This is a genomic window from Microcoleus sp. PH2017_09_SFU_O_A (assembly GCF_020738625.1).
Taxonomy (GTDB): domain Bacteria; phylum Cyanobacteriota; class Cyanobacteriia; order Cyanobacteriales; family Microcoleaceae; genus Microcoleus.
Genome location: NZ_JAEQCF010000017.1, coordinates 14,549 through 38,647 on the forward strand (window position 1 = coordinate 14,549; position 24,099 = coordinate 38,647).

Consider the following 24,099-nt stretch of genomic DNA (forward strand, 5'->3'; position numbering starts at 1 on the left):
TACAGCAATTATATCTGTTTCATACAAGATTAAATTCCCAATTTCAACAATTTTGTAGGGGCGGGTTCGCAGAAATTTATGACTCAAAACCAACCAACTAATAAACCCGCCCCCACCCCATGAAAAGACAGTTTATATTATTGCCCAACTGCACAGAAAGCCGCCCAGTATACGGGAGACTCATAAGGTTGATAATCCTGTTTGTAACCGCGCCTGTATTTGCCTTGAATTTTCTGTTTGTGTTCGCGACTCAGCAACTGCGACGCTTCCACCCATTCTAGCAAACTTTTAACAGTCAAACTCCGCAGCCACAACTGAGACTCCCGCAAAGCAACAGCCACAGGCGGGCGAGTTTTAGACAAGAAAATCTCATAAAACTTAATCATCAAAATCGCCGTAGATACATCATTGACAGCCCACAAAGTGCTAATCACATTCGTGGTTCCGGCGTACAAAAAACCGCTAGGCAATCCGATATACTCATCTGTGCTATCTCTAATATCCGTTAACCCAGTTTCGCAGGCGGAAAGCGTCACTAAACTGCACTTACTCAGGGGCAAATCAAAGATTTCTTCCAGCGTCAGACATTTTTCAATATCCCACAATTTGTCTTGAGGGGAACGAATATAACTTTTGTTCTCGGAGTCCACGTTATCGGTGGCATTTTTCGCACCAGCTAAGATTAAAGCTGATTTCCGAGGATTGTTAAAGTCGAAAAAGCCGTGACAGGAAAAGTGGGCGATCTCGGCATTTTGCAACGCTTCAAGCTGTTGCTGCAATCCTGTCTTACTTGCCTTTTCCCGAATCAAAACTTCCGCTGGATTAAAGGATTTGGCAATTGCTTCAACTTCGATGTCGGTGAAGTCTAAATCTTCTGTCGGGTTTTGAATGGCAAACAATCTTGTGGGTGATGACTCTTCCCCAGTCGGATTTACCCGCTGAGATAATTGTAATAGCTGACAACTGGGAGTATATCTCACGCCGCCAGGGAAAAGATCGAGGAGACATCCAGTTTCTTCTATATTTTGTCTTAGTCTTCGGCTGGTTAATGCGTGAAGCGGTAACAAGTGCAAATATCGGAAGGGAACTAATATTAATTTTTGGCATTTTTCTGGGAGGCGAGAGATTATTTCATCGAAATGCAAGATTTTAGCTAATTTTTCCAGGCGGGTTTTTAGCTGATTTCTCCAGTTTTCAGGTTGATTGATATAGTCACCGATATATTCATTCATAAACTCCACTAATGCTTCTGAGTCTGTATCGGAAGATTGCCAGACATCAGGTTGGGTGGAGTCGCGGGTAATAATGAAAACTTTAAAACCGTTAGAGGTGATGTACCATTCCAAAATTGCCTCATCTTCACCTAACAGACTGCGAATTTCCTGAAAACTAATCTGCTGCACATTTTCCGGGAGGCTGCGGGCCTTGTGAAACAATTCTACTAGGTTTCTGGTTTTGCTGCGTTCGAGGTATTCTAGGGCGACAGTGTTGTTTTCCATTTCCAGGCAAACTGCTACCATATTATGATAAAGCATATCCCATTCTTCGGCTAATTTCTGTCTGTCTGCTTCGCCACCGATAATAATTTCACTCCGCATTAATTCTACTGTATTAATGGCGGATTTAAAGGTATTGTAAGCTTCTGGTAGTTGGGAATTATCCCAGTAAGCAAGTCCGAGATTAGATAGGCTTACAATATTATCTATAGGAAATGCCTCGCGGGTGTAAACTGATAATGATGCTTGAGAAGCAACGATTGCGATTTCGAGATTATCGGCTTTTTCACCTCGAATTCTGTTGCGGTAGGCAAGCCCCAAATTATTTTGACTCCGGGCCCATTCAAAGGGAAATGCCTCACGGGTATAAACTGATAATGATGCTTGATAAGCGGCGATCGTGAGTTCGAGATTATCGGCTTTTTGGCCTCGGATTCTGTCGCTGTAGGCAGCCCCCAAATTATTTTGAGTCCTTGCCCAATCAAATGGAAATTCCTCAGAGGTATAAACTTCTAATAATTCGTCAAAAGCAGCGATAGCCAGTTCGAGATTCTCAGCTTTTTCGCCTCTGATTCTTTTGCTGTAGGCAAGCCCCAAATTATTTTTACTGGTTGCCCATTCAAACGGAAATGCCTCGCGGGTGTAAACGGACAAAGCTGCTTGTGAAGCGGCGATCGCCATTTCGAGATTCTCAGCTTTTTCGCCTCTGATTCTACTACAGTAGGCAAGCCCCAAATTATTTTTACTCATTGCCCATTCAAACAGAAATGCCTCGCGGGTATAAACGGACAAAGCTGCTTCTGAAGTGGCGATCGCCAGTTCGAGATTCTCAGCTTTTTCGCCTCTGATTCTGTTGCTGTAGACATTCGACAAAATATTTTGAATACCTGCCCATTCGCTGGGAAATGCCTCACGGGTGCTAACTTCTAAAGCTGCTTGAGAAAACTCGATCGCCCTTTCAAGATTATCGACTTTTTCCCCTCTAATTCTGTCAAAATAGGCAACCGCCAAATTATATTGAGTCATTGCCCAATCCTCTGTATATTCTTGACGGTTAAAAACAGTCAGGGCAACTTCATAACCTGCAATGGCAATTTCCAAATTACTCTCTCTGTTTAAGGAAAATTGCCAGATTGCATTACTAAACTGGACAACAAGTAATATTATAAAAATGCAGTCTTGTTTCCTATCTAAGTTTTGCAAAGTTTGCTTCGCCCAATTTCGGAAAACTACAGCAAAATTATCATTAATTAAGTTGAGATTATCCCGCAGCAGGGGATAGATTACATTACGATAGTCGCCACTTTCTGCCGTACTTTTTGCCGTACTTTCTGCCGTTACCTGCAATACTTGCTTCAAAAATTCTAACTGATCATTAAAAGAGGGCAATTTTAATATGAGATAGCTTGCCCAATTCATTAAAAAATCTGCTTCATTCTCATTGCCTTCCTCGCGTTTAATTTCTGCCAGCCATTGCGTTACCTGCACCAACCCCGCATCAACTAACTCGGGGTTTGCCTGCAAAATTTGGTTTCTTTCCCCGCTGGGGCAATTCACTAGCGATTGAATCAAATTGAGATAAGCTTGGATTCGTTGTTCGTCCATATCTGGTGGCGGGGATTGCGCGGCGAGGGTATTATTATTTAGCCGGATGTAGCACAATACTGAGTCCGACTTATAATATCCGCATAATTTCTCAGTCTCGCGTTGCGGGAACTTCGTTTGTATAGATGCGATCGCAATCGCCGAATTCTCTGGGGCAATTCAGTAGGGATCGAATCAGATTTTGAGCTAATTCGACAAATTGTTCGGGTTTCATAAAACTATTCCCTCTTTACGAATGTTCCTCAACAAAGGCCCGTTGTAGTGCAAAAACCGATTTTCATCCATAAACAAACAGCTAATCACTTCATCATTTTGGAGAGACAAGTCAGCCCGAATATGGCTAATTCTTTTGATTTCTTCGCCGGGATTGACTTGTCCTTTGAGAACTACCAAAACATCAATATCTGAGTCGGGATCTGCGTCGCCCCGCGCTTGGGAACCGTAGAGTACCATTTGGGTGAGCCGATCGCCGTAGAGTTGCTCGAAGTGCGATCGCAACTGAGTTAAAATAGTCTGGAGCTTATTGTTGACGTTCATATTCGTTGTCGTGGATGCTGGAAGGGCGATGGGGCTTGTCAATCTACGTACATAGTCTAGTCTAAATGCACAAAACTCGGCACAAAACTCCGCACTCTTCAACCCGCGGAGGCGGGTTTCGTATGTGTAGACGCGGTTTCAACCGCCGTCTCAACCGCCGAAAAAACCCCGCACTCTTCAACCCGCGGAGGCGGGTTTCGTATGTGTAGACGCGGTTTCAACCGCCGAAAAAACCGCCGTCTCAACCGCCGAAAAAATCCCGAATTATCTACGAGAAATATCCCAGCATTCCCGCGCAATCTCCCAATCTTCCTGAGTATGAATCACCAAAACCCGCACCGCAGAATCAACCGCCGCAACATCATCATCAATTGGCGAATTCAAATTCTTCTCCCCATCCAACCTTAACCCAATAAACCCAAAAACCTCGCACACAGCAGCCCTGACAGCAGCCGAATTTTCCCCAACACCAGCCGTAAAAATCAAAGCATCCAACCCTCCCAAACTCGCCAACATCGCCCCAATTCCGGCGCGCAAACGGTGGATGTAAATATCCAATGCAAGTTGAGCCCGAGAATTGCCATTTGCGATCGCCTCCGCAACCAGCCGCATATCGCTAGAAACCCCAGAAATCCCCTTCAAACCAGAATTTCGATTCAGAATATTATCGAGTTCCTCAGCAGTAAAGTGCGATCGCCTTAACAGATGAATTATGATACCAGGATCGATCGCACCCGATCGACTCCCCATCATCAAACCATCCAAAGGAGTAAAACCCATCGTAGTGTCAACACTCAGGCCGTCGCGAACCGCCGCCAGAGAGCATCCGTTGCCCAAATGACAGCTAATCAGCCGCAAATCGGCAGAATCGCGGTTCAGAATTTCGGCAGCCCTGCGAGCGCAATATTGATGGCTAATGCCGTGGAAACCGTAGCGGCGAATCCCCTCTTCCAGCCATTCGTAGGGGCCCGGATACACAAAAGCTGCGGGCGGTAACTGTGAGTGAAAAGCTGTATCAAAAACTGCGACTTGCGGCACATTTTTGAGGATTTTTTCAACGGCTTCGATACCTTCCAAGTTAATCGGATTGTGGACGGGAGCAAACTCAGATAAACGGGCAATTTCCTGTTTGACTTCCGGCGAAATCAGCGTACTTTGCTGATAGTTTTCCCCGCCGTGAACCACGCGATGACCGACAATATCAATCTCGCTTAAACTGTTAATAACTTGAGTTTCACCCTGCCACAGAGTCTCTAGCATTCGAGCGATCGCCCCAGCGCGAGAATCCGAGGCAATTTCTTCCTCAAATCTATGGCCAGCAGCAGTTCTGACTTGCAACTCCCCCGCACCTTCGCGGTGAGTCCAGTCTATTTTTGCTTCCCATAGAGGTTGTGGCGGGCGATCGGGAAGCGTGTCATTTAGTTCGTAAAAGCAGCTTTTTTGACTGCTAGAACCTGCATTTAAAACTAAGATTTTCATGGTAATTGGGCATTGGGCATTGGGCATTGGGCATTGGGCATTGGGCATTGGGCATTGGGCAAACAGGTAATTGGTAATTGGTAATTGGGAATTGGTAATTTAGGACTTACTCACTTCAACTTCAGAAACCGCGTTTTTACCTTTTCTGCTGGTTGGAACCTGTGTATTTTGCTCAAAAACGCGGTTTCTGGCTACCCGTATTGATTGTTAGCTATTCACTAATGACGACTTTATTAAGGAATTTATCAAAATGTTAAGTATTAATGCAATCTGTAGTCAAGCGTTACGGTTATTTGATATATCTTCGTCATCAGATTTTCATTGATTAAAGTTTAAGGAGCCGATCGCCATGTTGACAACAATTTTATTAACCGTTGCCCCTCGTACCGTAGAATGGAGCCCCACCATTGGGCTGATTATGATTGTCTGCAATATTCTAGCCATTGCTTTCGGCAAATTAACAATCCAGCATCAGAGCACAGGTGGGGCAATGCCTTCAGCGAATATGTTCGGCGGTTTTGGTTTGGGTGCAGTCTTGGGAACCACCTGCTTTGGTCATATTTTGGGCGCAGGTACGATTTTAGGATTGTCTTACATTGGCGCGATTTAGAATCTAGGTGGGGACTGCACACCTTTTCTAAGTACCGGGTAAATTGCGGAGGTTTTCATCCAAGTGCGATCGATCGCCCAAAACCTCCAGCATCGGCCCGCGCACATCAAACTTAACTATACTAATAGAAGCGGCTAAAGCAGCAATGCGATTGCGATAACTTCCCAAATCAATCCCCAACAAACCGCACAGAATAATCCGAATAGTCGCCTTGTGGGAAACCACCAAAACATTTCCGCTCTTGTATTTTTCCTGAATTTCTGCAATAACTAAGGAAGCTCTACTAGAAATCTGCACAGAAGTTTCCCCCTCAGTCGGTGCATTCCAAGCCGGTTCCGTCAACCAATTCATGTAATCTTCAGCATATTTTTCGCGAACATATTCAACCGTTTCGCCTTCCCACTTGCCGTACTTAATTTCCTTAAGTCCGTCGCGAAGCTGCATTTCAATCCCCACAGCATCGCACAAAGGTGTTGCAGTTGCGATCGTGCGCTTCATCGGGCTGACATAAACAGCATCCCAAGGCAATTTTGCGTAAGTTGCGCCAAATTGTTCGGCCATCATAGAACCTTCGGCTGTCAATTCTGGATCGAGGTCGCCGCAGAAACCGCCACTTTTGCTGTAAACTGTTTCACCGTGGCGCAGAAAGTAGATTTTTAAGCTCATAAATTCCTAGGTTTGTTCTTCAGTCCGCGTAGGCGGACTTCGTTCGTGTAGTAGCGGTTTCAACCGCCGATTATTTCAACCGCCGATTTCATTTGTTTTCTCATTTTAACAAAAAAGCCTAAAAAAATCTTTCAAATCATCAAGAGCAGAATTATCCCAATCCCAAATATCTTTTTTGTGTTCCATAACATAATCAAACTCAGACATACTGCATTTCCTTCCAGCTTGTTTCTGTTCCTTATTTGAGCAAGTATCAAATCTAATATAGTTGCTAACCCAGAATTTATCAAACTCTTTCTGGTTGATTTTCTTTCCCTGGTTTTCTAGGCAAGTTTTCCAGCTATCCAAACAATCAGCATAGGTCGAATCTTTAGCTTTTATTGCCTTTAAAAGCGTTTCCAGTTCACCTTTACCTCCAACATTTGTAAAATAGCAAGCCAATTTTGCATTTGTTCCATGATCTGTTGTACAAATATCGATAAATTGTTTAGTGCTTGACAAGCTTTCAGCTTCAAACACTTGTTGTATACATCTATCTACGAATTTTAGCCGTTCTTGCTCTGAATCATTATCAATATCGATAATAATTCCAATCTTTTCGATATCTTTTCGGTCAATCTTTCTGATTAAATTTTTTAAAGCTTTGATTAACTCTGTTTCGCTCAAGCCTTCCAAACTTTGATAATCATCTATATAAATAGGCTTTTCTACCTGGATATCGCAGTTTAGTTTTTCAACCATTGCCTGCATGAAAATTTTATCATTTTTACTTTCTACTATGACAATATTACTCACCTCTCACTCCTTCTTTATGCTCTAGTGCGTAATTCAAAGTTTCCAAATCGAGCCGACTTCCGATTATTTGATTTGTTTTGAGTTTCCTTGCTAGTTCAAAATAGGCGCTGCTGCATTCTTGATTAGGTTCCAAGCCAACATCAGCAAATGCTTGAAGCATCTCTAAACTGTGAGTTGTCGCAAAAATCTGGGTATCCAGTTCAACCGCTAATCGAAACAACATTCTCCAAAACTCTCGCTGGTTTGTATAGTGTATGCCATTCTCTATTTCATCAATGAGCAATATTTTATGTTCGCTGTTTACCAGTTTAAGAATAATGTCTGCAACTCGGTTCATGGCATCTCCAAACAATGATAGAGGCAAACGCTTTTCGCCTTTTCTTCTCAAGTATAGCGTTGGTTCCCCAATATAAAAACTCTCTACTGATTCGATTGCAGGGTCGATAATTTGAAAAGCTTTTAAAACTTCGCTATCTTTTTCATTCAAACGCGCGTTATCGTATGCTACTGTGAGTTCTCTCCCTGAAATCCTGGTAAACGATGGAATGATTGGTACTTTGCCAGTAGTAGAAGTATCATAACTCATTAAATGTGTCGCAGGAACCTTTTTTGATGACAAGGCAGATCGATTTTCGTTCCTCATAAACTCAATAACTATACTAGATTTAACTGAATTAATTTCTAATTTAATTTCTACTCGATCCGTGTTGTTGTAGTCTTTTCCAATAATTACTATAGATGTATCTTTTTTTAGTGCGTAAAATAAGTTATCCCAGGCTCTATCTGGCATAGCTTGTACAGCTTTTGATGACTCTCTTCTTAACTCTTTTAGGATTGCTAGACTGCTAGCGTGTGGAGCAATATTGAGAAAAAATGCTTCTAGCAAAGCTGTTTTGCCAGCATTGTTTTTGCCGCCGATTAAATTGACTCTTTCAAACCCAGAAATTTTGATTTGCTCAAAACACCTAAAATTTTGGATTTCTATTTCTTTCAGCATTACTTATCCTTTTGAATTAATCTAACTCATCTGCGTTAATCTGTGTTCATCTGCCTGTATCTGCGGTTAAAAAAAGAGAATTTTGCAACCGCAGATGACAATAGATTAACGCGGATTCACGCAGATAAAGAGAAGCCGCGCCTAACCCGGTGCACCCGATCGCACACCCTGATCTCCCGTCACCGTCGGATCCTTAGTTTCCTTCGGCATTTCAGACGCAACAGCACCACCATGCGGCCACTTCCAATCGCGGATTTCCGGCATATCGTCGCCGTGTTTAGTGATATATTGCCTGTGTTCGATCAGCTTGTCCCGCAGCGCCTGTTTCCCATAAGCCGCAGCATAACTCAGTTTCGGAACGCGGTCAATTACATCACCAACTAAATGGAAGCGATCGAGATCGTTCATCACCACCATATCAAACGGCGTGGTAGTTGTTCCCTCTTCCTTGTAACCGCGAACATGAATATTCGGGTGATTTTTGCGGCGATAAGTCAATCGGTGAATCAGCCAAGGATAGCCGTGAAAAGCAAAAATTACAGGCTTATCCTTCGTAAACAAAGCATCAAAATCCTTGTCAGACAAACCGTGAGGATGTTCTGTCGAAGGCTGAAGCGTCATCAAATCCACCACATTCACCACCCGCACTTTTAACTCAGGATAATCTCGGCGCAGAATGTCAACAGCCGCCAAAGTTTCCAGGGTTGGAACATCACCCGCACAAGCCATTACCACATCCGGTTCGCCACCTTTATCATTGCTAGCCCACTCCCAAATCCCGAGGCCCGCCGTACAGTGTTTAATCGCAGCATCCATGTCCAAATATTGCAAAGCTGGCTGCTTCCCAGCAATAATCACGTTGACATAATTGCGACTACGGAGACAGTGGTCAGTTACTGACAGCAAAGTGTTCGCATCGGGCGGCAAATAAATCCGCACCACCTCCGATTTCTTGTTAATTACGTGGTCGATAAAACCCGGATCTTGGTGCGAAAAACCGTTGTGGTCTTGCCGCCAAACGTGAGAAGTTAGCAGGTAGTTGAGAGATGCGATCGGTCTCCGCCAAGGAATCTCGCGAGTAGTTTTCAACCATTTAGCGTGTTGGTTGAACATCGAGTCAATGATGTGAATAAACGCTTCGTAACAGGAGAAAAATCCGTGTCTTCCTGTTAGCAAATAGCCTTCCAGCCAACCCTGACAGAGATGTTCGCTGAGGACTTCCATCACGCGGCCGTCGGCAGACAGGTGCTCGTCATCCTCCGGTAAAATACTACCAGTCCACGCGCGGCCAGTCGCTTCAAACACCGGATCGAGGCGGTTTGAAGCAGTTTCATCCGGCCCGACAATGCGGAAATTTTGGTTTTCCTGATTGAGTTTCATCACATCCCGCAGAAAGCGGCCGGAAACGCGGGTTGCTTCTGCCATCACAGTCCCCGGTTTTTGCACGTCTACGGCGTAGTCTGCAAATTCTGGCATTTTCAAGTCTCGCAGCAGCAGACCGCCATTAGCGTGCGGATTTGCCCCCATCCGTCGATCGCCCTTCGGTGCAAGTTCCGCCAATTCCGCAATCAGTTTACCCTTATCGTCAAACAGTTCTTCGGGCTTGTAGCTTTTCATCCAATCTTCCAGGAGTTGGACGTGGCCAGGCTTAGAAGCCATTTCTGCTAATGGAACTTGGTGCGATCGCCACGATCCCTCAGTTTGCTTACCGTCAACCTCCTTCGGCCCAGTCCAACCCTTGGGACTTTTAAGTACAATCATCGGCCACTGAGGGCGATCGGAATAGCCCTTCGTGCGCGCTTCCTCCTGAATCGACTTAATTTCGCCGATCGCCGTATCCATCGTTGCAGCCATCAACTGGTGCATCGTTTCCGGGTCTGAACCTTCGACCCAATAAGGTTTGTAGCCATAACCGACCATCAAACTCTCTAATTCCTCGCGGGGAATGCGGGCCAACACGGTAGGATTCGCAATTTTGTAGCCATTCAAGTGCAAAATCGGCAACACAGCCCCATCCCGAACCGGGTTGAGAAACTTGTTAGAATGCCAGCTAGCAGCCAGCGGGCCGGTTTCTGCTTCCCCATCGCCGACAACCGCCGCCACGATTAAATCGGGGTTATCGAAGGCCGCCCCGTAAGCGTGGACAAGGGCGTAGCCAAGTTCGCCGCCTTCGTGAATCGAACCCGGAGTTTCCGGCGCGACGTGGCTGGGGATACCGCCGGGAAACGAAAACTGTTTGAACAGCCGTTGAATTCCCTCTTCATCTTGGGAAATGTTCGAGTAATATTCGGTATAAGTTCCTTCGAGATAGGTGTTAGCCACCAAGCCCGGCCCGCCGTGTCCTGGGCCTGCGATGTATATGGCGTTTAAGTCTTGGGCTTTGATGACTCGGTTGAGGTGAACGTAGATGAAGTTGAGGCCTGGAGTGGTGCCCCAATGTCCAAGGAGTCTGGGTTTGACGTGTTCGAGTTTGAGGGGTTCTTTGAGTAGGGGATTGTCGAGGAGATAGATTTGTCCGACGGAAAGGTAATTTGCCGATCGCCAGTAAGCGTTAATTTTGCCTAGTTCTGAGTCGGAAAGCGGCTTTAATTGGGGGATTTCGGTCGTTGCTAGCATCATAAGTTTTTCAATCCTGAGTTTTGTTTGTTTTTTGGTTAACTTTGTTTTGAAGTGCGATCGAGGCCGAGAAACCGGGTTTTTTACAAAAATACTTGATTGCAACCCGCAGATTCGGGGAAAAACCCGGTTTCTTTGTCGGAGTGCGTAATTTATGTTTACTCCATATTTCACAAGCAAACAATTGAATTGTATACCAGTTTTATCTAAATCAAACTTTAAATCAACGTTAATTTTTGAGTAACAAGTCAGCTATTATCGCGGCAGAAAAGCTGGAGGTTGTGAGGGGTGAAAGCCAGCAATGAAAAAGATACTTCTCTAGGTAGAGGTGAGAATAATTTATATTAGATATGCAGATTTTTAATTGTGGAGCTATAATGAAAAAGTTCGACATTGAATCTGAAGGGGGCCTTAATGCTACCTGTTAAGAAAAAACTTTTCACCATAGATTCTATGACAATCAAAGAATTAGAAGCACAACTTTTGGCCTTAACGCCAACCGAGAAAGCTCAAATCATCCAATTATTAACCCAAAACTTAGCTAACACCTGGCAAGGAATTAGCAAAACCCCCGGTGTCTGTGGCGGTGATGCTTGTATCAGACAGACTCGCATTCCTGTTTGGGTGCTGGAGAGCTTTCGTCGTTTGGGTATGAACGAGTCTCGACTCTTAGATAACTATCCCACACTAACGGCTACTGATTTAGCAAATGCCTGGGCTTATGCGGCAGTTGTTCCAGATGAAATTGAAATAGCTATCCGCGAAAATGACGAGGCAGACGCAATTTTAGATACACCGGAAAATATCAAATAGTAAAATATGGCATAATATAAATATTCGTTTCATAGCCATTCGACCTATGACCGCCCAAATCACCCTGAATTTGCCAGATGAAGTCTATCACCAAGCAGAATTACTAGCGCAGCAACGCCACCGCAGCGTGAGTGAGATTATAGTAGAAACTCTGGAAATTTTCCTTTTACCAACCACTAAACCAGTATCAGAATTGTCTGATTCTGAAGTAATCAGTCTGACTCAACTCCGGCTGCAACCAGTCCAAGAACAACGATTGAATGAATTGCTAGATCGCCAACAGTCCGGTACGATTACCTCTGTAGAACATCAAGAATTGCAAGCATTAATCCACATCTATGAAGCTAGACTATTACGACAAGCTCAATCCTTAAATGAAGCTGTGCGGCGCGGGTTGCTCGAACCATTAAAAGGATAATCAAAATGGCAATTTCTGAACAAGTTAGAGCCAGAGTTCGCACACAAGCTCAAAATCGATGCGGTTATTGTCGCAGTTTACAAATGTATGTCCTGGGAATATTGGAAATTGACCATATTATTCCTAAAGCGACGGGCGGTACTGACGAGGAAGAAAATCTCTGGCTGGCTTGTAGTCTGTGCAATAATTACAAAGGAACCCAAACTGACGCATTAGATGCGGTCACGCAAACGCGCGTTAAGTTGTTTAATCCGCGCACTCAACAATGGTCACAATATTTTGCTTGGAGTGAAGACTCTACAGAAATTATTGGACTTACAGACTGCGGTCGCGCAACAGTAACAGCACTACAACTCAACAATAATATTGCTGTTACTGTCAGGAGTCAGTGGGTTAGTGCTGGATGGCATCCGCCAACAGAATCAAGTATTTCATAACAAAATTCAAGTCCAGAGCCATTCATAAATCAAATAGATTCTATGACAATCCCAGAATTAGAAGCACAACTTTTGGCCTTAACGCCGATCGACAAAGCTGAGGCCATCAGCATCTTAACCCAGAGTCTCAAAAACAGCGGCCGCCCGATCGCAAAAACTCCCGGTGCGATCGGCGGTGATGCTTGTATTGACAACAACACTCGCATTCCCGTTTGGTTGCTCGCCAGCTATCGCAATGACGGCGCTACCGATGCTTTTATCCTAGATTGCTATCCCCATCTCAGTGCTGCTGATTTAGTAAATGTTTGGGCTTATACTGAAGCTTATCTAGATGAAATTGAGTCAGCAATTCGACAGCAAGATGATGCTGACGAAATTTAGCGAGTAAAGTGCATCAGCTATTGAAGCCCTCATAACTCGCTAAATTCTTATCTTTCCGACTGCTGCACCTCCAGCCAAGCCTGCAAATCCGCCATAGTAGCAAAATCCAACAGCGCCTCACTCAAATCTTCGAGCACTAGCAAGGGCAGATTGGCAAGGCGCGATCGCATTTCCTCAGAAAGTTCTTGCCGTAACCGACGGGTTAATTGTCGGACAATCAGGGCACAGGCTTCTGCCTGCCGTCCTTCCTGCCGTCCTTCCTGCCGTCCTTCCTGCCGTCCTTCCTGCCGTCCTTCCGCCTTAGCTTCTTGATAGAATCTCGTTTCCTGTAATGTAATTCCCAACATCGACTCCACCTCAGCTCGACTCAACGATGTAAATTTGTACGACAAAATAGTAGCTAATAGGTCTATTATGTCACGACCTGCTGCTGGTGGAACTTCTTGCTGCACTCGGCTCAGCAAATATCTTGCTTCTGCTGGTGCTTGAGTCTCCCCGACAGTCGTCAACACCATCAGCGCAATCCCTAAAGGCAAAGCGCGAATATCCCCCAACTCATCCAAGCACACCCGATGCACTTGATTGCTGTTGAGCAAAGCTCGATAGGGATAAACATCGCTTTGTTCGGCACTGCGTGATGGATAAATTACCACAGCTTGCCAATCGCTATAACGACTGCGATTGCGGTAAAAGTATAAAAACGATTCGCCAAACAATCGTTCGTAAAGCTGTTCGTCTTTCTGAAACTGAACTTCACAAAAATAGACAATGCCCGGTTCCTCAGATTCTGGGGGCAAAAATACGCCGTCAATTTCAAATTTAGGTTCTTTGACTGCAACCGAGTCAAAGCGATAATTGGCAGCATTTGCTGGAGTTGTCGCTAGTAGATCGAACAGCAAAGTGGGCGCTTGTCCGAACAGTTTGTAGAATATGGAATCCCGCCGCATGAAAGATTTGCAAATAAAGAGAGACAAATTAATACTACTGCATAATGGTTTGCCAAAAATATGCGATCGCCCTCTATCGAAATCTCGAAATATGCGTTAGCGAAGCCCTCGAAGAGGATCGCCCTTAATTCAAATTTTATTAAAAGTTCGATCTATAAAAACCGAAGCCCTAAAATAACAAAGGCTCGTTAATGAGCCTTCGCCAAAATATAAATCTTGGTATTCAGAACGTCTTTACCGGAATTCCTCGACCCTCGTGGGTAACGGGATGTCATGATTAGATCATGTCTGCTGCATCCATGTCTTTAATATAGTTCATGGTTTAGATATGGGTCAATTTTTACCCAGAAAACGATGAATATTTTCCAGTGTGGGCAATTTACGGTATAGTATGCTTTCTATTTCTGGATTACCGCAGTTTTTTCGTTTGGTCGATCGCGCATATCGTCTTTTTGGTGGCTGAGGAGATTTTAAACCAACGCGAGGTAGGGATAGGGTGGGTTTGTGCGATCGATCTTGGGCGATCGAAATTTGTGATAAACTTTCAAATCCAATCTAAAATCTAGATTGTGCTTTTGGACTATCAACCAAGCAGTAAACAAGCCTTATGACTTCACAAGTACAACTTGAACAGGTAAAGCCAGAGCTAGTTTGGCGATCGCATGATGGACTGTCTCACCTTTATCATGGCGATACTTTGGAACTCATGGCTTTGCTGCCTGCTGAAAGCGTAGACTGCATCTGGACGGATCCGCCTTACAACCTTTCCAATGATGGTATTACCTGCGTTGCTGGTCGTATGGTCAAGGTAAACAAGGGGGAATGGGATCGCAGTCAAGGTGTTGAACTAGACCATGAATTTAACAAAGCATGGTTGGCTGCTTGTTATCGGCTTCTTAAACCAACTGGTACCATCTGGGTAACGGGTACTCTCCATGTGTATCCATCAGTCGGATTTGCTATGCAGCAGCTTGGCTTTCGTATTCTCAATGACATTATTTGGGAAAAACCTGCTCCACCTCCAAATCTGGGGTGCCGCTGTTTCACTCATTCAACAGAACTAATACTATGGGCAACAAAAGCACGTAAAGGAAAAGAACGTTACACATTCAATTATGAGGAAATGAAGGCTGAGAATGGCGACAAACAGATGAAGAATGTTTGGCGAATGTCTACTCCTGGCAAACATGAAAAACTCTATGGTAAGCATCCGACACAAAAACCTATTGAACTTGTTGCGCGTTGCCTTCGAGCAAGCACAAACCCAGACGATCTAGTTTTTGATCCTTTTTCCGGTTCTTCCACAACTGGAGTTGCAGCTTTATCATTAGGGCGAAAATTTATTGGTTGTGAAGCAGATGCGGGTCATGTTGAACTCTCGATTAAACGCTTAACCGGAAGTACCCCGACCGGGGATAACTTCGGTTTAATTAATCCCAGTCAAGTAGAGTTACCAGTGGCATTTAAGTAAGGTTATCTATGGAGAGAGTAGAGGCAATTACAAGACTCACTACATTGGTAGGTCAAGATCTTCGACAACTAGCAGATCAATACCGTATAACGGTTTGGAGTAAAGAAGATAAGAAAAACAAGGGTTGGGCTGGGCATACAATTGAACGCTACTTGGGATTAGCCCTTAACTCATCTCGATCGCCTAATTTTGGTAGTTGGGAGCTAAAGCTAGTTCCACTAATACGTAAACGAACAGGAGAACTCAGAGTCAAAGAAACGATGGCAATCACGATGATAGATCCAGTAGAGGTGGAAAACAAAGAATTTGAGGAAAGCCATCTCTTCAACAAACTACAGAAAATGGTTGTTGTTGCACGGGTATTTGAGAGCCAAGCAGATAATTGTTCTTTTGTGCATTCAGTAGCTTCCTTCGATCTTGATAATCCTACAATTTACGAGCAAGTGAAAGCAGACTACAACCTTGTTCGGGAAACAATTATAACTCAAGGGTTTTCAAGTCTTAGTGGAAAAATGGGCAAACTTGTGCAGCCAAGAACTAAGGGGCAAGGGCATGGCAGCACCTCTCGTGCTTTCTACGCTCGAACTAAGTTTGTCGCACATATATTAGGAGAGGGGTATTCTGTTCCACTGCCTGTCAAGCCTTAACCTATTTTTGATTGGCACTGCTAATTAATTAAGTGTCTAAATGACATGAGGCTGCTATAACTTTAGCGTTAATTAAGGTAAAAATTCGATCGAGTTCGAGTAAACTTGCTAATTCTACAACCTCTTCTGAAGTTAAAAGATTAGCCTTTTTTCTCTCGGCTAATTCTTCCAATCTGGCTTGCAGGTTTTCCGTAAATTTGAATAAGTAAAGATTTCTGACTTTCTGCATCGAAATCTCGCTATCTATCCAGTAAGAAGGTTGTACCATAAGTTCAGATATCATGGTGATTCAATTACTCGAATTACTACATGGATAGTCTTGATCATATCATTAAAACAAAATGTTCCGATGCCACGGTTTCTACAACCTGGATGTGAATCAATATTAACCTGCTGTTGCCAAAGAACGAACAGTTAAGATTTCATCAGGGCGGAGAACTTCTACAGTAGAGATAGGGACGGCTATAACTGTAAGAGACTCACCAACAGCATTAAATACTTCCAACAGACAGCCTTCTTCACCACCACTAGGATGAGGAACAAAATCAACCAATGTGGCAATATCTCCTGCTCTGAGTTGATATTCTGGTAAGTCACGAGTTAAAGCAACTTCCTGATATAGCTTTAGAATCATCTTAATTCTCCTTAAAAGGTTGTAGCGTCACAAACTGAAATTTTCCATCAATCCGTCGTTGCAGCCAAATTGTAACGACAGATAGGTTTATACCATTTGTACCAACGAGTTCTCCTACAACTCGATAAAAGATTCCATACTCGTTATTCCTCTCTTCAATCGCCTCACCTACTCCCACAACTGACTGGATGGCTGCTTTCAGCGCTTCTGGGTTTTCTGAGGTAAATCCAGCCCGTGCCAAGAATTTTGACTTATCATTTCTGGCTTTGTGTACCAGCAGATAACCAGTTATCTTATCGTCTGGGATGACCGCATCTTTTGGAATCTTCACCCTGAAATCTCTCCATCCTTTTATTTTGCTCGTGCAATACAGCAGCCAAAAAGTTTCTATTTCTTCGATAACGCATCATCCAAAAGAAATCCGTGAGTTTTGTAGGGACACAGCACTGCTGTGTCCTTACTAATTTCAACGTCTCCTTACTAATTTCACTCTGTTTTCTTCTTACTCGCCGTAGCAGTCGTCGCCTTCTTAGCAGTGGTTTTCTTCGCAGCGGTTTCCGACTTTGCCGCAGTAGTTTTCTTCGCCGCAGTTTCCGATTTCGCCGCAGTGGTTTTCTTCGCAGTAGTCGTTTTCTTCGCCGCAGTTTCCGACTTCGCCGCAGTAGTCTTAGTTGACTTCTTCGACTTGCTAGATTTTCCGCCGCCCGCAGCTTCCTTCGCTGCTAACAAATCCAATGCTTTTTGTAAGGTGAAATTCTCCAAAGATTCATCCTTAGCCAAAGAAGCATTGATATCCCCATGTTTGACGTAGGGGCCGTAGCGGCCGTCGTAAACATTGATGAGCTCTCCCGATTCTGGATGCGCGCCCAATTCCTTCAATGGTGTCGTTGATTTGCTGCCGCGCACGGCTTTCGGTTGCGATAATAACTCTAAAGCCCGATCGAGCGTTATAGTCAAAACATCATCAGGAACCTTGATCGATCGATAATCCTTACCAACCTTACCCTGGTCGTGTACCACATAAGGGCCGTACATCCCCAAATTAGCCTGCACCTTCGCCCCCGTATCCGGGTGAGTGCCCAACAACCGAGGTAGAGTCAACAAACTCACCGCCATATCAACCGTCACACTATCCTTATCCGTCCCCTTCGGTAAAGAAGAACGCTTCGGTTTCTTGTTCGTTTCCGAAACATCCCCCAACTGAACATAGGGGCCGTAATTGCCAATCAGCACATAAATCGGTTCCCCAGTGTCCGGGTGCAGACCTAATTTTTCTGGCCCTTCCGTCTTTTGCTTTAACAGAAACTCCACTTTTTCCGGGTCTAAATCTGCCGGAGTCAAATCCTGGGGAATCGATGCTTTCACCTGGCCTTCTTCGTTTTCAGATTCGAGGTAAGCGCCGTATTTACCGATGCAAACTTTTGCCGTGATATTCTCCAATACCACAGTTCGAGCAACTTTCGCGTCAATCTGACTTTCCTGTTCCTTAACTTGGGTTGCGAGTCCCGTTTCCCCTGTATAAAACTTTTGCAAATACGGCAGCCATTTCGCCTCGCCGGTGGCAATTTCATCGAGGGTTTGTTCCATGCGGGAAGTAAAACCCGTGTCTACTAAGTCGGGGAAATGTGTTTCTAATAAAGTCGTGACGGCGAAAGCGGTGAAGGTCGGAATTAGCGCGTTAGCTATTAATTTCGCGTATCCTCGATCGACAATTGTACCGATAATACTCGCATAGGTACTCGGACGGCCCACACCCTCACTTTCCAACATCTTCACCAGAGAAGCCTCCGTGTAGCGGGCGGGAGGTTGAGTTTCGTGTCCCACAGCCTCTACATCCTTGCAATTAGGCTTATCCCCCACCTTCAGCGCCGGCAAAATCACCTCCTGGTCTTCCAGCGCCGCATTCGGGTCATCGGAACCTTCCACATAAGCGCGCAAAAAGCCCGGAAAATCAATGCGTTTCCCGCTAGAACGGAAACCGGCATCTTCCACCTGAGTTAATACCGTGACGTGAGTTTGGCGCGAATCTGCCATTTGAGAAGCCACTGTCCGCTTCCAAATCAAATCGTAGAGGCGGAAATCAATCCCATCCAATCCCGTTTGCTGCGGAGTCCGAAAAGTGCTGCCGGCGGGGCGAATAGCTTCGTGGGCTTCCTGGGCGCCTTTGCTTTTCGTCGTGTATTTGCGCGGTTGGGGGCTGAGGTATTCGCTACCGTAAAGTTCTTGCACGCAACTGCGGGCGGCAGTAATCGCCTGTTCGGATAAATGCACCGAATCCGTCCGCATATAGGTGATAAAACCGCGTTCGTACAAACTTTGGGCAATTCGCATAGTTTCCCGCGCACCCAGTCTCAACTTCCGGTTAGCCTCCTGCTGTAAAGTCGAGGTCGTAAACGGCGGCGACGGTTTGCGGGTGACTGGCCGTTCTTCGATATTACCGACAGTCCAGGGTTTGTTTTGAATGCGTGCGAGTAAAGCCCGCGCCTGGTCTTCGTTCAGCAAAAGTACGCGGCGGCCTGCGGTAATCTGTCCGGTATTTTCATCGAAATCGCTACCGTTGGCAACTTTTACATTCCCGACTGTCACGAGTTTGGCATCAAAGGAAATTTTGCTTTTTTCCAAAGTTGCTTTCAAATCCCAGTAGCTACCTTGGCGGAAAGCGCGGCGTTCCCGTTCCCGGCGTACCAACAGCCGTACTGCGACTGACTGGACTCGCCCTGCGGACAAACCCCAGGCGATTTTCTTCCACAGTAGCGGAGAGAGGGTGTATCCGACGAGTCGATCGAGAATTCGGCGAGTTTCCTGGGCCTGTACCACTCGATTGTCGATATCGCGGCAGTGAGTTAGGGCGTCGCGGATAGCTTCGCGGGTGATTTCGTGAAACACCATCCGCTTGATGGGAACTTTGGGTTTGAGGATTTGCAGCAAATGCCAGGAAATGCTTTCGCCTTCCCGGTCTTCGTCAGTGGCTAGAATCAGTTCTGTGGCGTCTTTTAGCGCATCTTTGAGTTCTTTAACAATTTTCTTTTTATCTTTGGGGATGACGTAAAGCGGTTCAAAATCTGCCTCCACGTTGACGCCGAGTTGCGCCCATTTTTCACCTTTAACGGCTTCTGGTATTTCTTCGGCGGAGGATGGGAGGTCTCGGACGTGGCCCATAGATGCCTCTACCCGGTACGTAGAGGGCAGGAAGTTACGAATGGTACGGGCTTTGGTGGGAGATTCGACGATAACTAAAGTTGACATGGCATCTTTTTATATATGGATGGCGGCGCAGTTAGAGTGTCTAATTTACAGAGTGTAGGTCGGATGTCAAGGCTTAGGGGAACTTTAGGGGATGATTTCAAATTACCTTAATGTTTAAGTTACTGCCGATCGGGTTGCAGGTCACAAGCTGATGGGATTTTACTGCTTTTGGGGCAAAGACCAGGAACCCTTGTCTCTGCAAGATGCACGGAATGTCTCTCACCTGACTCTAGCAGAATTGGCGGTAACTGGATGCTGAGACTGCTGGATGCGGGCGGATGGTTCCTCTGTTGTAGATTTGAGATTTGAGATTTGAGATTGGGCAAGATTTGATGGTTTCCCCGCAAACAAGACTTGAAATGCGATCGAGAATTGGTCGAATAGTCGATCGCACTCACCAGCTAACATCAGATATTGTGGACTAATTCTTGATACCATTTTGCGATCGCGTTATTATAAACACTAGGCAAAATGACGTAAATCTTTGATTGATAGAACAACCGCAGATGTCAGGCAGATAGACACAGATTAACGCAGATATAACTGACAATTTTTATTATTCTTGTGGGATGGGCGTCCCGCCCGTCCAGAAAGAAGGGGCTCTTCTGGCCCATCCCACTTTCAAGAGTGTAAGTTATTAAATTTTCGTTCCTAACATTGGACATAATTCGGAAGTTGCATCAAGAACTCGGGGTGCCGGCTGAAATTTTGATCCAGCCATATCAATCGGTACAAACCCCTGCTTAAGTATTTTTGTTTACTGCGGATCGAATTTCATCTGCACCGCAAATTCAGCAATTTCTGTCAGGCTTGAGTCAGGATCGAGAGATAACCTTGAGATAGCCAAGGAGGATATTTTGTGAATGTAAAAGCTTTTGACGCCTATCGCTGTAGATTTTTGAAATTACTTGAGTACATTGATGCCAATCTAGAAGAAAATCTCAGTGTAGATAAACTCAGTATTGTTGCTGCGTTCTCAAAATATCATTTTCACCGACAATTTTCTGAGTTTTTAGGAATCGGCGTATACAAATACGTCCAGTTAAATCGCTTGAAGCGCGCCTCTTATCAGCTCGCATTTCGCGATCGCCCGATCGTCGATATCGCCCTCACGAGTGGCTACGAAAGCCCTGAAGCCTTTGCTCGTGCATTCAAAAAGAGCATAGCACAAACTCCTTCTGAATTCAGAAAGCAGCCGCAATGGGAAAATTGGCACGCCACTTACCAACAATTAAGCGAACTGAGGAACCAACACATGAAATCCGATACATCCGCTGAACAAGTCAAAATCGTCATCTTCCCAGAAACAAAAGTTGCAGCCCTCGAACATCGGGGAGATCCGCAGCTAATCGGCAATTCTGTCCGTAGATTCATCGAGTGGCGCCAGCAAAATAATCTGCCTCCCAAGGTGAGCAAAACTTTTAACATTGTCTACGACAATCCAGCCGAAACCGCGCCGGAAGACTATCGCCTGGATATTTGTGCAGCCACGGATCGTAATGTTATAAATAACTCATTCGGAGTGATGGGAAAAATTATCCCTGGAGGTCGTTGTGCCTTACTGCGCTATACTGGTTCTAACGACAATCTTGGTGAAGCAGTAAGATACCTTTACTCCGAATGGTTGCCACAAAGTGGTGAAGATCTGCGAGATTTTCCCCTATATTTTGAGAGAGTCAGTCTTTTTCCAGATGTACCAGAATCTGAGGCGATTACTGACGTGTTTCTGCCTCTGGAGTAGTTCAGCACTTACGCACTGGTGGTCAGAAACCGGGTTTTTTACGAAAATCCTTCGCTGTAGTCCACAGATTGACTAAAAAACCCGGTTTCTTTGATGGTGGTGCATCCAGGACTGTAGTTGAGTGCAATTAATGCCAAATCTGGGTAAACATCCCCTTGATGTCAATATTATTCGTAGGGTGCGTCGCCATCGACAATTCTAGCTATTGACAACGATTTAAGTAGCGACGCACCACGCCAGATAGTAAAGGGGATAACTAACCCCGATTTGGGATAATGCCAATTTGAAAAAATTTTGCTACAGTCATTAATTATAGAGAAATTATCTGTTATGTGCATAACTCCCCGCCGGACACGGCAATGCCGTTTCCCTACAGATGATATCTTCTAATTTCATCGTTTTATAGCTAAAAAATTATGGCATTTGAATTCGACCATATCTTCATCTTAACTGATATTGGTGCCCCGATCGCCGATCGCCTTTCATCCCTCGGTTTAGTCGAGGGTTCGTCTCGCATTCACGTTGGACAAGGTACCACAAATCGCTGTTTCTTTTTCCATAACGCGATGTTGGAACTGTTGTGGGTGCGCGATCCAGAGGAGGCGCAATCTGAGCCTATTTATCGGACTCGTCTGTGGGAGCGATCGACAAATCGCAATAATGGCGCCTGTCCCTTCGGCATCTGTTTGCGTTCAACCACAGGTTCTGAGGACACAGTAGCATTTTCTAGTTGGGCATATCGTCCGCCCTATTTACCTGAAACAATCAGCATCGCGGTAGCCACAAATAGTGATAATTTAACTGAGCCGATGCTGTTTCAAACTCCCTGGGGAAAACGTCCAGATTCATCCTCTACTGAGAAATTACAGCCCCTGAGTCACGGTGTTGGTTTCCGCGAAATTACTCGTGTAGAATTAGTAAGTCCTGCTGCGAATAATCCGTCACCAGAACTGCAAGCAGTAATTGATACAAATCAGGTCAAGTTAAGGAAAGGAACCGAGTATTTTCTAGAGCTAGGCTTTGATGGAGAAGTGCATGGGAAACAAGTAGATTTTCGACCGGGATTGCCGCTGATTATCAGTTGGTAATGTCAAGTTGCAAGCTAACAGTGGACATCTTCCATTCATTCCCAACTAATCTAGAAATTATCTACATTTATTTGTGTTTATCTGCCTTTAATCTGCGGTTCATTTATTAATCAAATATTTATGCAATCTTGTTTAACGATCTCTATAAGCTGTAGGAGTCATCCCCGTCAACTGCCGAAACTGTTTGCTCAAATGGCTGTGGCTGTTGAACCCACATTCTAAGGCAATTTCCGCGATCGATCGCTCTTTTTGCTGTAACAACTCCTTCGCCCGTTCGATCCGTTGTTGAAGCAGATACTGATAGGGAGCTATTCCCATCGCCACTTTAAACATATGGCTAAAATGAAACTGACTCATCCCCAGGAACGCAGCCAAATCAGCGAGCTTAATGTCTTGACTTAGATGTTCGTTTATGTATTCCAAGACTTGCAACAATTGACGCTGAGGTAAACCGCCCTCGTAAATTGTCAGGCGAGGTTTGGTAGTAAAGTATTGTCTGAGCAAATGCACTGCTATAATATTTTACACTGACTTGATGTAGAGATTTGGGCTTAAATTTTGCTGCTGTAGTTCCGAAAGTAGCATAATGCCGAGTGACTCAATTTGTCGATCGCGCATCCGAAATTCCGGCAGCAATTCCAGGCGATCTGGATTCATGTCAGACCGGGCAGCCCTAGTCTCGCCACCCAGCTAAACTCAGCCATTACCCTAGACTTTGGTCGTAAATCTTATCCGGTTAAATGCTCGTAGAAGTGTGTTGAGAGTCGATCGCGTCAATACCAAAAATCAGAGTTTGCAATTGTTTTTATTGTTAAGTTTCAAAAGAGGGTTGACAAATGTACAACAAAGGTTCATGTCAATGCGGTGCGATCGCCTTTGAGTTCGAGGGGCCGTACTTTCTCACATTCTGCCATTGCCAAATCTGCCAAAAATTACATGGTTCAGCATTCGCACCAATTCTTCATGCAGAATCAAAAACGTTTAAATGGTTGCAAGGCGAAGAATTCCTCAGTTATTTCAATTCTTCATCATATTTGAGAAGAGTATTTTGTAGCAAATGTGGCTCTAATATGCCAATAGTCAGTCACGAGCTAAATCATATTGCTGTCCCGGCAAGCGTTATGGACACACCAGTTGAACAGCAACCTGTAGCGCATTTTTATACTAGGTCAAAAGCAAGTTGGTTTTGCATCAATGATGACGCATTGCAATATGAAACCGTCCCGCCAGGAGGAATTCGGGAAGTTTACGAACGAGTTAAGAATGCAACTTAACAACAGGCTGGAGTCCGATATGGTAACGCGCGATCGATCGACCAATGTCATCGATAGCCCGTACATTTTAGGTTTGATATCATCGAAAATCTAAAGACCGCAATAAGATTCGTTCGTAGTGTGGACTTTAGTCCGCAAAAAGGAGCGGAGTAAAGTCCACACTACAAGCCATTTTTGTTTGAGATCATCGAAAGTCTAAAG

At 44.8% G+C, this 24,099-nt stretch carries 26 protein-coding genes; 10 read left to right on the forward strand and 16 right to left on the reverse strand.

The window, feature by feature from the left end; translation table 11 throughout:
• Positions 1-137: 137 nt before the first annotated feature.
• The 4 genes from JGK16_RS09045 to JGK16_RS09060 all read right to left on the reverse strand — a co-directional run bounded on the left by JGK16_RS09045 (position 138) and on the right by JGK16_RS09060 (position 5,117).
• Positions 138-3,101 carry a CHAT domain-containing protein gene (locus tag JGK16_RS09045; RefSeq protein ID WP_293185263.1) on the reverse strand — a complete coding sequence of 988 codons (2,964 nt, stop codon included), beginning with the start codon at positions 3,099-3,101 and terminating at the stop codon, positions 138-140.
• A gap of 91 nt (positions 3,102-3,192) precedes the next feature.
• Positions 3,193-3,315 (reverse strand): hypothetical protein, encoded by a 123-nt coding sequence (locus JGK16_RS09050; protein WP_293185262.1) that lies wholly within the window; start codon positions 3,313-3,315, stop codon positions 3,193-3,195.
• Positions 3,312-3,638 carry a nucleotidyltransferase domain-containing protein gene (locus JGK16_RS09055; RefSeq protein ID WP_293185260.1) on the reverse strand — a complete coding sequence of 109 codons (327 nt, stop codon included), beginning with the start codon at positions 3,636-3,638 and terminating at the stop codon, positions 3,312-3,314. The genes JGK16_RS09050 and JGK16_RS09055 overlap by 4 nt, the downstream gene beginning before the upstream one ends.
• A 264-nt stretch (positions 3,639-3,902) precedes the next feature.
• Positions 3,903-5,117 carry an acetate kinase gene (locus tag JGK16_RS09060; RefSeq protein ID WP_293192473.1) on the reverse strand — a complete coding sequence of 405 codons (1,215 nt, stop codon included), beginning with the start codon at positions 5,115-5,117 and terminating at the stop codon, positions 3,903-3,905.
• A 349-nt stretch (positions 5,118-5,466) separates the two neighbouring features.
• On the opposite strand from JGK16_RS09060, the gene psaK reads away from it, so the two are divergent.
• Positions 5,467-5,727: a photosystem I reaction center subunit PsaK gene (psaK, locus tag JGK16_RS09065; RefSeq protein ID WP_293185258.1), complete on the forward strand. Its 261-nt coding sequence runs from the start codon at positions 5,467-5,469 to the stop codon at positions 5,725-5,727.
• Positions 5,728-5,754: 27 nt separating this feature from the next.
• Here psaK and JGK16_RS09070 read toward each other — a convergent pair whose 3' ends face one another.
• The 4 genes from JGK16_RS09070 to JGK16_RS09085 form a co-directional block, all read right to left on the reverse strand.
• Entirely contained in the window at positions 5,755-6,393 is a 639-nt protein-coding gene (locus tag JGK16_RS09070; RefSeq protein WP_293185257.1) for a histidine phosphatase family protein, read from the reverse strand.
• A 105-nt stretch (positions 6,394-6,498) separates the two neighbouring features.
• On the reverse strand, positions 6,499-7,188 hold the full coding sequence (locus JGK16_RS09075) for a DUF3226 domain-containing protein (RefSeq protein WP_293192475.1): 690 nt from the start codon (positions 7,186-7,188) through the stop codon (positions 6,499-6,501).
• The gene (locus JGK16_RS09080; RefSeq protein WP_293192477.1) at positions 7,181-8,185 is read right to left on the reverse strand and encodes an AAA family ATPase; all 1,005 of its coding nucleotides are present in this window, start codon (positions 8,183-8,185) and stop codon (positions 7,181-7,183) included. Before JGK16_RS09080 ends, JGK16_RS09075 begins: the two co-directional genes overlap by 8 nt.
• A 141-nt stretch (positions 8,186-8,326) precedes the next feature.
• The gene (locus JGK16_RS09085; protein WP_293192479.1) at positions 8,327-10,804 is read right to left on the reverse strand and encodes a phosphoketolase; all 2,478 of its coding nucleotides are present in this window, start codon (positions 10,802-10,804) and stop codon (positions 8,327-8,329) included.
• A gap of 450 nt (positions 10,805-11,254) precedes the next feature.
• Between JGK16_RS09085 and JGK16_RS09090 the strand changes: the two genes are divergently transcribed.
• From JGK16_RS09090 to JGK16_RS09105, 4 genes are read left to right on the forward strand one after another with little or no spacing between them, the layout of a single operon-like run.
• A complete protein-coding gene (locus JGK16_RS09090; RefSeq protein WP_293187022.1) occupies positions 11,255-11,614 on the forward strand; it encodes a DUF433 domain-containing protein in 360 nt (119 codons plus the stop codon).
• Positions 11,615-11,660: 46 nt separating this feature from the next.
• Positions 11,661-12,032, forward strand: a complete 372-nt coding sequence (locus tag JGK16_RS09095; RefSeq protein WP_293187021.1) for a hypothetical protein — start codon at positions 11,661-11,663, stop codon at positions 12,030-12,032.
• 5 nt (positions 12,033-12,037) lie between these two features.
• Entirely contained in the window at positions 12,038-12,469 is a 432-nt protein-coding gene (locus JGK16_RS09100) for an HNH endonuclease signature motif containing protein (protein ID WP_293187020.1), read from the forward strand.
• Positions 12,470-12,511: 42 nt separating this feature from the next.
• Positions 12,512-12,850 carry a DUF433 domain-containing protein gene (locus JGK16_RS09105; RefSeq protein WP_293192481.1) on the forward strand — a complete coding sequence of 113 codons (339 nt, stop codon included), beginning with the start codon at positions 12,512-12,514 and terminating at the stop codon, positions 12,848-12,850.
• A gap of 47 nt (positions 12,851-12,897) precedes the next feature.
• Here JGK16_RS09105 and JGK16_RS09110 read toward each other — a convergent pair whose 3' ends face one another.
• Positions 12,898-13,797: an Rpn family recombination-promoting nuclease/putative transposase gene (locus JGK16_RS09110; protein ID WP_293192484.1), complete on the reverse strand. Its 900-nt coding sequence runs from the start codon at positions 13,795-13,797 to the stop codon at positions 12,898-12,900.
• 607 nt (positions 13,798-14,404) lie between these two features.
• Between JGK16_RS09110 and JGK16_RS09115 the strand changes: the two genes are divergently transcribed.
• Together JGK16_RS09115 and JGK16_RS09120 are read left to right on the forward strand one after the other, a co-directional pair.
• A complete protein-coding gene (locus JGK16_RS09115; protein WP_293187017.1) occupies positions 14,405-15,268 on the forward strand; it encodes a site-specific DNA-methyltransferase in 864 nt (287 codons plus the stop codon).
• An 8-nt stretch (positions 15,269-15,276) separates the two neighbouring features.
• Positions 15,277-15,915, forward strand: a complete 639-nt coding sequence (locus JGK16_RS09120; RefSeq protein ID WP_293187016.1) for an MvaI/BcnI family restriction endonuclease — start codon at positions 15,277-15,279, stop codon at positions 15,913-15,915.
• Between the two features lie 28 nt (positions 15,916-15,943).
• Here the strand turns inward: JGK16_RS09120 and JGK16_RS09125 are convergent, their stop codons facing one another.
• The 5 genes from JGK16_RS09125 to JGK16_RS09145 form a co-directional block, all read right to left on the reverse strand.
• Positions 15,944-16,198, reverse strand: coding sequence for a hypothetical protein (locus tag JGK16_RS09125; protein ID WP_293192487.1), 255 nt, complete (start codon positions 16,196-16,198; stop codon positions 15,944-15,946).
• A gap of 102 nt (positions 16,199-16,300) precedes the next feature.
• Positions 16,301-16,549, reverse strand: coding sequence for a DUF4926 domain-containing protein (locus JGK16_RS09130; RefSeq protein WP_180274614.1), 249 nt, complete (start codon positions 16,547-16,549; stop codon positions 16,301-16,303).
• A 1-nt stretch (position 16,550) separates the two neighbouring features.
• Positions 16,551-16,880 carry a DUF6883 domain-containing protein gene (locus JGK16_RS09135; RefSeq protein ID WP_293187014.1) on the reverse strand — a complete coding sequence of 110 codons (330 nt, stop codon included), beginning with the start codon at positions 16,878-16,880 and terminating at the stop codon, positions 16,551-16,553.
• 155 nt (positions 16,881-17,035) lie between these two features.
• On the reverse strand, positions 17,036-19,795 hold the full coding sequence (topA, locus tag JGK16_RS09140; protein WP_293192490.1) for a type I DNA topoisomerase: 2,760 nt from the start codon (positions 19,793-19,795) through the stop codon (positions 17,036-17,038).
• A 219-nt stretch (positions 19,796-20,014) separates the two neighbouring features.
• The gene (locus tag JGK16_RS09145) at positions 20,015-20,233 is read right to left on the reverse strand and encodes a hypothetical protein (RefSeq protein WP_293192493.1); all 219 of its coding nucleotides are present in this window, start codon (positions 20,231-20,233) and stop codon (positions 20,015-20,017) included.
• Positions 20,234-20,654: 421 nt separating this feature from the next.
• Here JGK16_RS09145 and JGK16_RS09150 point away from each other — a divergent pair, with 421 nt between their 5' ends.
• Positions 20,655-21,536, forward strand: a complete 882-nt coding sequence (locus JGK16_RS09150; RefSeq protein ID WP_293192495.1) for an AraC family transcriptional regulator — start codon at positions 20,655-20,657, stop codon at positions 21,534-21,536.
• Positions 21,537-21,952: 416 nt separating this feature from the next.
• Complete coding sequence (locus tag JGK16_RS09155; protein WP_293192497.1) at positions 21,953-22,624, forward strand: VOC family protein; 672 nt, start codon at positions 21,953-21,955, stop codon at positions 22,622-22,624.
• Positions 22,625-22,756: 132 nt separating this feature from the next.
• Here the strand turns inward: JGK16_RS09155 and JGK16_RS09160 are convergent, their stop codons facing one another.
• Both JGK16_RS09160 and JGK16_RS09165 read right to left on the reverse strand, forming a co-directional pair.
• Positions 22,757-23,134, reverse strand: a complete 378-nt coding sequence (locus tag JGK16_RS09160; RefSeq protein ID WP_293202984.1) for a helix-turn-helix domain-containing protein — start codon at positions 23,132-23,134, stop codon at positions 22,757-22,759.
• A gap of 12 nt (positions 23,135-23,146) precedes the next feature.
• Entirely contained in the window at positions 23,147-23,281 is a 135-nt protein-coding gene (locus JGK16_RS09165; protein ID WP_293192499.1) for a hypothetical protein, read from the reverse strand.
• Positions 23,282-23,460: 179 nt separating this feature from the next.
• Between JGK16_RS09165 and JGK16_RS09170 the strand changes: the two genes are divergently transcribed.
• Positions 23,461-23,898: a GFA family protein gene (locus JGK16_RS09170; protein ID WP_293192501.1), complete on the forward strand. Its 438-nt coding sequence runs from the start codon at positions 23,461-23,463 to the stop codon at positions 23,896-23,898.
• The last annotated feature ends 201 nt before the right edge of the window (positions 23,899-24,099 follow it).

Excerpts from the sequence above, each read along its gene's own strand:
- JGK16_RS09050 (WP_293185262.1), bottom strand. The coding sequence starts at position 3,315 with ATGAAACCCGAACAATTTGTCGAATTAGCTCAAAATCTGATTCGATCC.
- JGK16_RS09120 (WP_293187016.1), top strand. The coding sequence starts at position 15,277 with ATGGAGAGAGTAGAGGCAATTACAAGACTCACTACATTGGTAGGTCAA.
- JGK16_RS09155 (WP_293192497.1), top strand. The coding sequence starts at position 21,953 with ATGGCATTTGAATTCGACCATATCTTCATCTTAACTGATATTGGTGCC.
- JGK16_RS09125 (WP_293192487.1), bottom strand. The coding sequence starts at position 16,198 with ATGATATCTGAACTTATGGTACAACCTTCTTACTGGATAGATAGCGAG.
- JGK16_RS09060 (WP_293192473.1), bottom strand. The coding sequence starts at position 5,117 with ATGAAAATCTTAGTTTTAAATGCAGGTTCTAGCAGTCAAAAAAGCTGC.
- JGK16_RS09045 (WP_293185263.1), bottom strand. The coding sequence starts at position 3,101 with ATGGACGAACAACGAATCCAAGCTTATCTCAATTTGATTCAATCGCTA.
- JGK16_RS09090 (WP_293187022.1), top strand. The coding sequence starts at position 11,255 with ATGACAATCAAAGAATTAGAAGCACAACTTTTGGCCTTAACGCCAACC.
- JGK16_RS09105 (WP_293192481.1), top strand. The coding sequence starts at position 12,512 with ATGACAATCCCAGAATTAGAAGCACAACTTTTGGCCTTAACGCCGATC.
- JGK16_RS09055 (WP_293185260.1), bottom strand. The coding sequence starts at position 3,638 with ATGAACGTCAACAATAAGCTCCAGACTATTTTAACTCAGTTGCGATCG.
- JGK16_RS09070 (WP_293185257.1), bottom strand. The coding sequence starts at position 6,393 with ATGAGCTTAAAAATCTACTTTCTGCGCCACGGTGAAACAGTTTACAGC.
- JGK16_RS09170 (WP_293192501.1), top strand. The coding sequence starts at position 23,461 with ATGTACAACAAAGGTTCATGTCAATGCGGTGCGATCGCCTTTGAGTTC.
- JGK16_RS09110 (WP_293192484.1), bottom strand. The coding sequence starts at position 13,797 with ATGCGGCGGGATTCCATATTCTACAAACTGTTCGGACAAGCGCCCACT.
- JGK16_RS09095 (WP_293187021.1), top strand. The coding sequence starts at position 11,661 with ATGACCGCCCAAATCACCCTGAATTTGCCAGATGAAGTCTATCACCAA.
- JGK16_RS09085 (WP_293192479.1), bottom strand. The coding sequence starts at position 10,804 with ATGATGCTAGCAACGACCGAAATCCCCCAATTAAAGCCGCTTTCCGAC.
- JGK16_RS09165 (WP_293192499.1), bottom strand. The coding sequence starts at position 23,281 with ATGAATCCAGATCGCCTGGAATTGCTGCCGGAATTTCGGATGCGCGAT.
- topA (WP_293192490.1), bottom strand. The coding sequence starts at position 19,795 with ATGTCAACTTTAGTTATCGTCGAATCTCCCACCAAAGCCCGTACCATT.
- JGK16_RS09100 (WP_293187020.1), top strand. The coding sequence starts at position 12,038 with ATGGCAATTTCTGAACAAGTTAGAGCCAGAGTTCGCACACAAGCTCAA.
- JGK16_RS09080 (WP_293192477.1), bottom strand. The coding sequence starts at position 8,185 with ATGCTGAAAGAAATAGAAATCCAAAATTTTAGGTGTTTTGAGCAAATC.
- JGK16_RS09115 (WP_293187017.1), top strand. The coding sequence starts at position 14,405 with ATGACTTCACAAGTACAACTTGAACAGGTAAAGCCAGAGCTAGTTTGG.
- JGK16_RS09130 (WP_180274614.1), bottom strand. The coding sequence starts at position 16,549 with ATGATTCTAAAGCTATATCAGGAAGTTGCTTTAACTCGTGACTTACCA.
- JGK16_RS09145 (WP_293192493.1), bottom strand. The coding sequence starts at position 20,233 with ATGGTATCAAGAATTAGTCCACAATATCTGATGTTAGCTGGTGAGTGC.
- psaK (WP_293185258.1), top strand. The coding sequence starts at position 5,467 with ATGTTGACAACAATTTTATTAACCGTTGCCCCTCGTACCGTAGAATGG.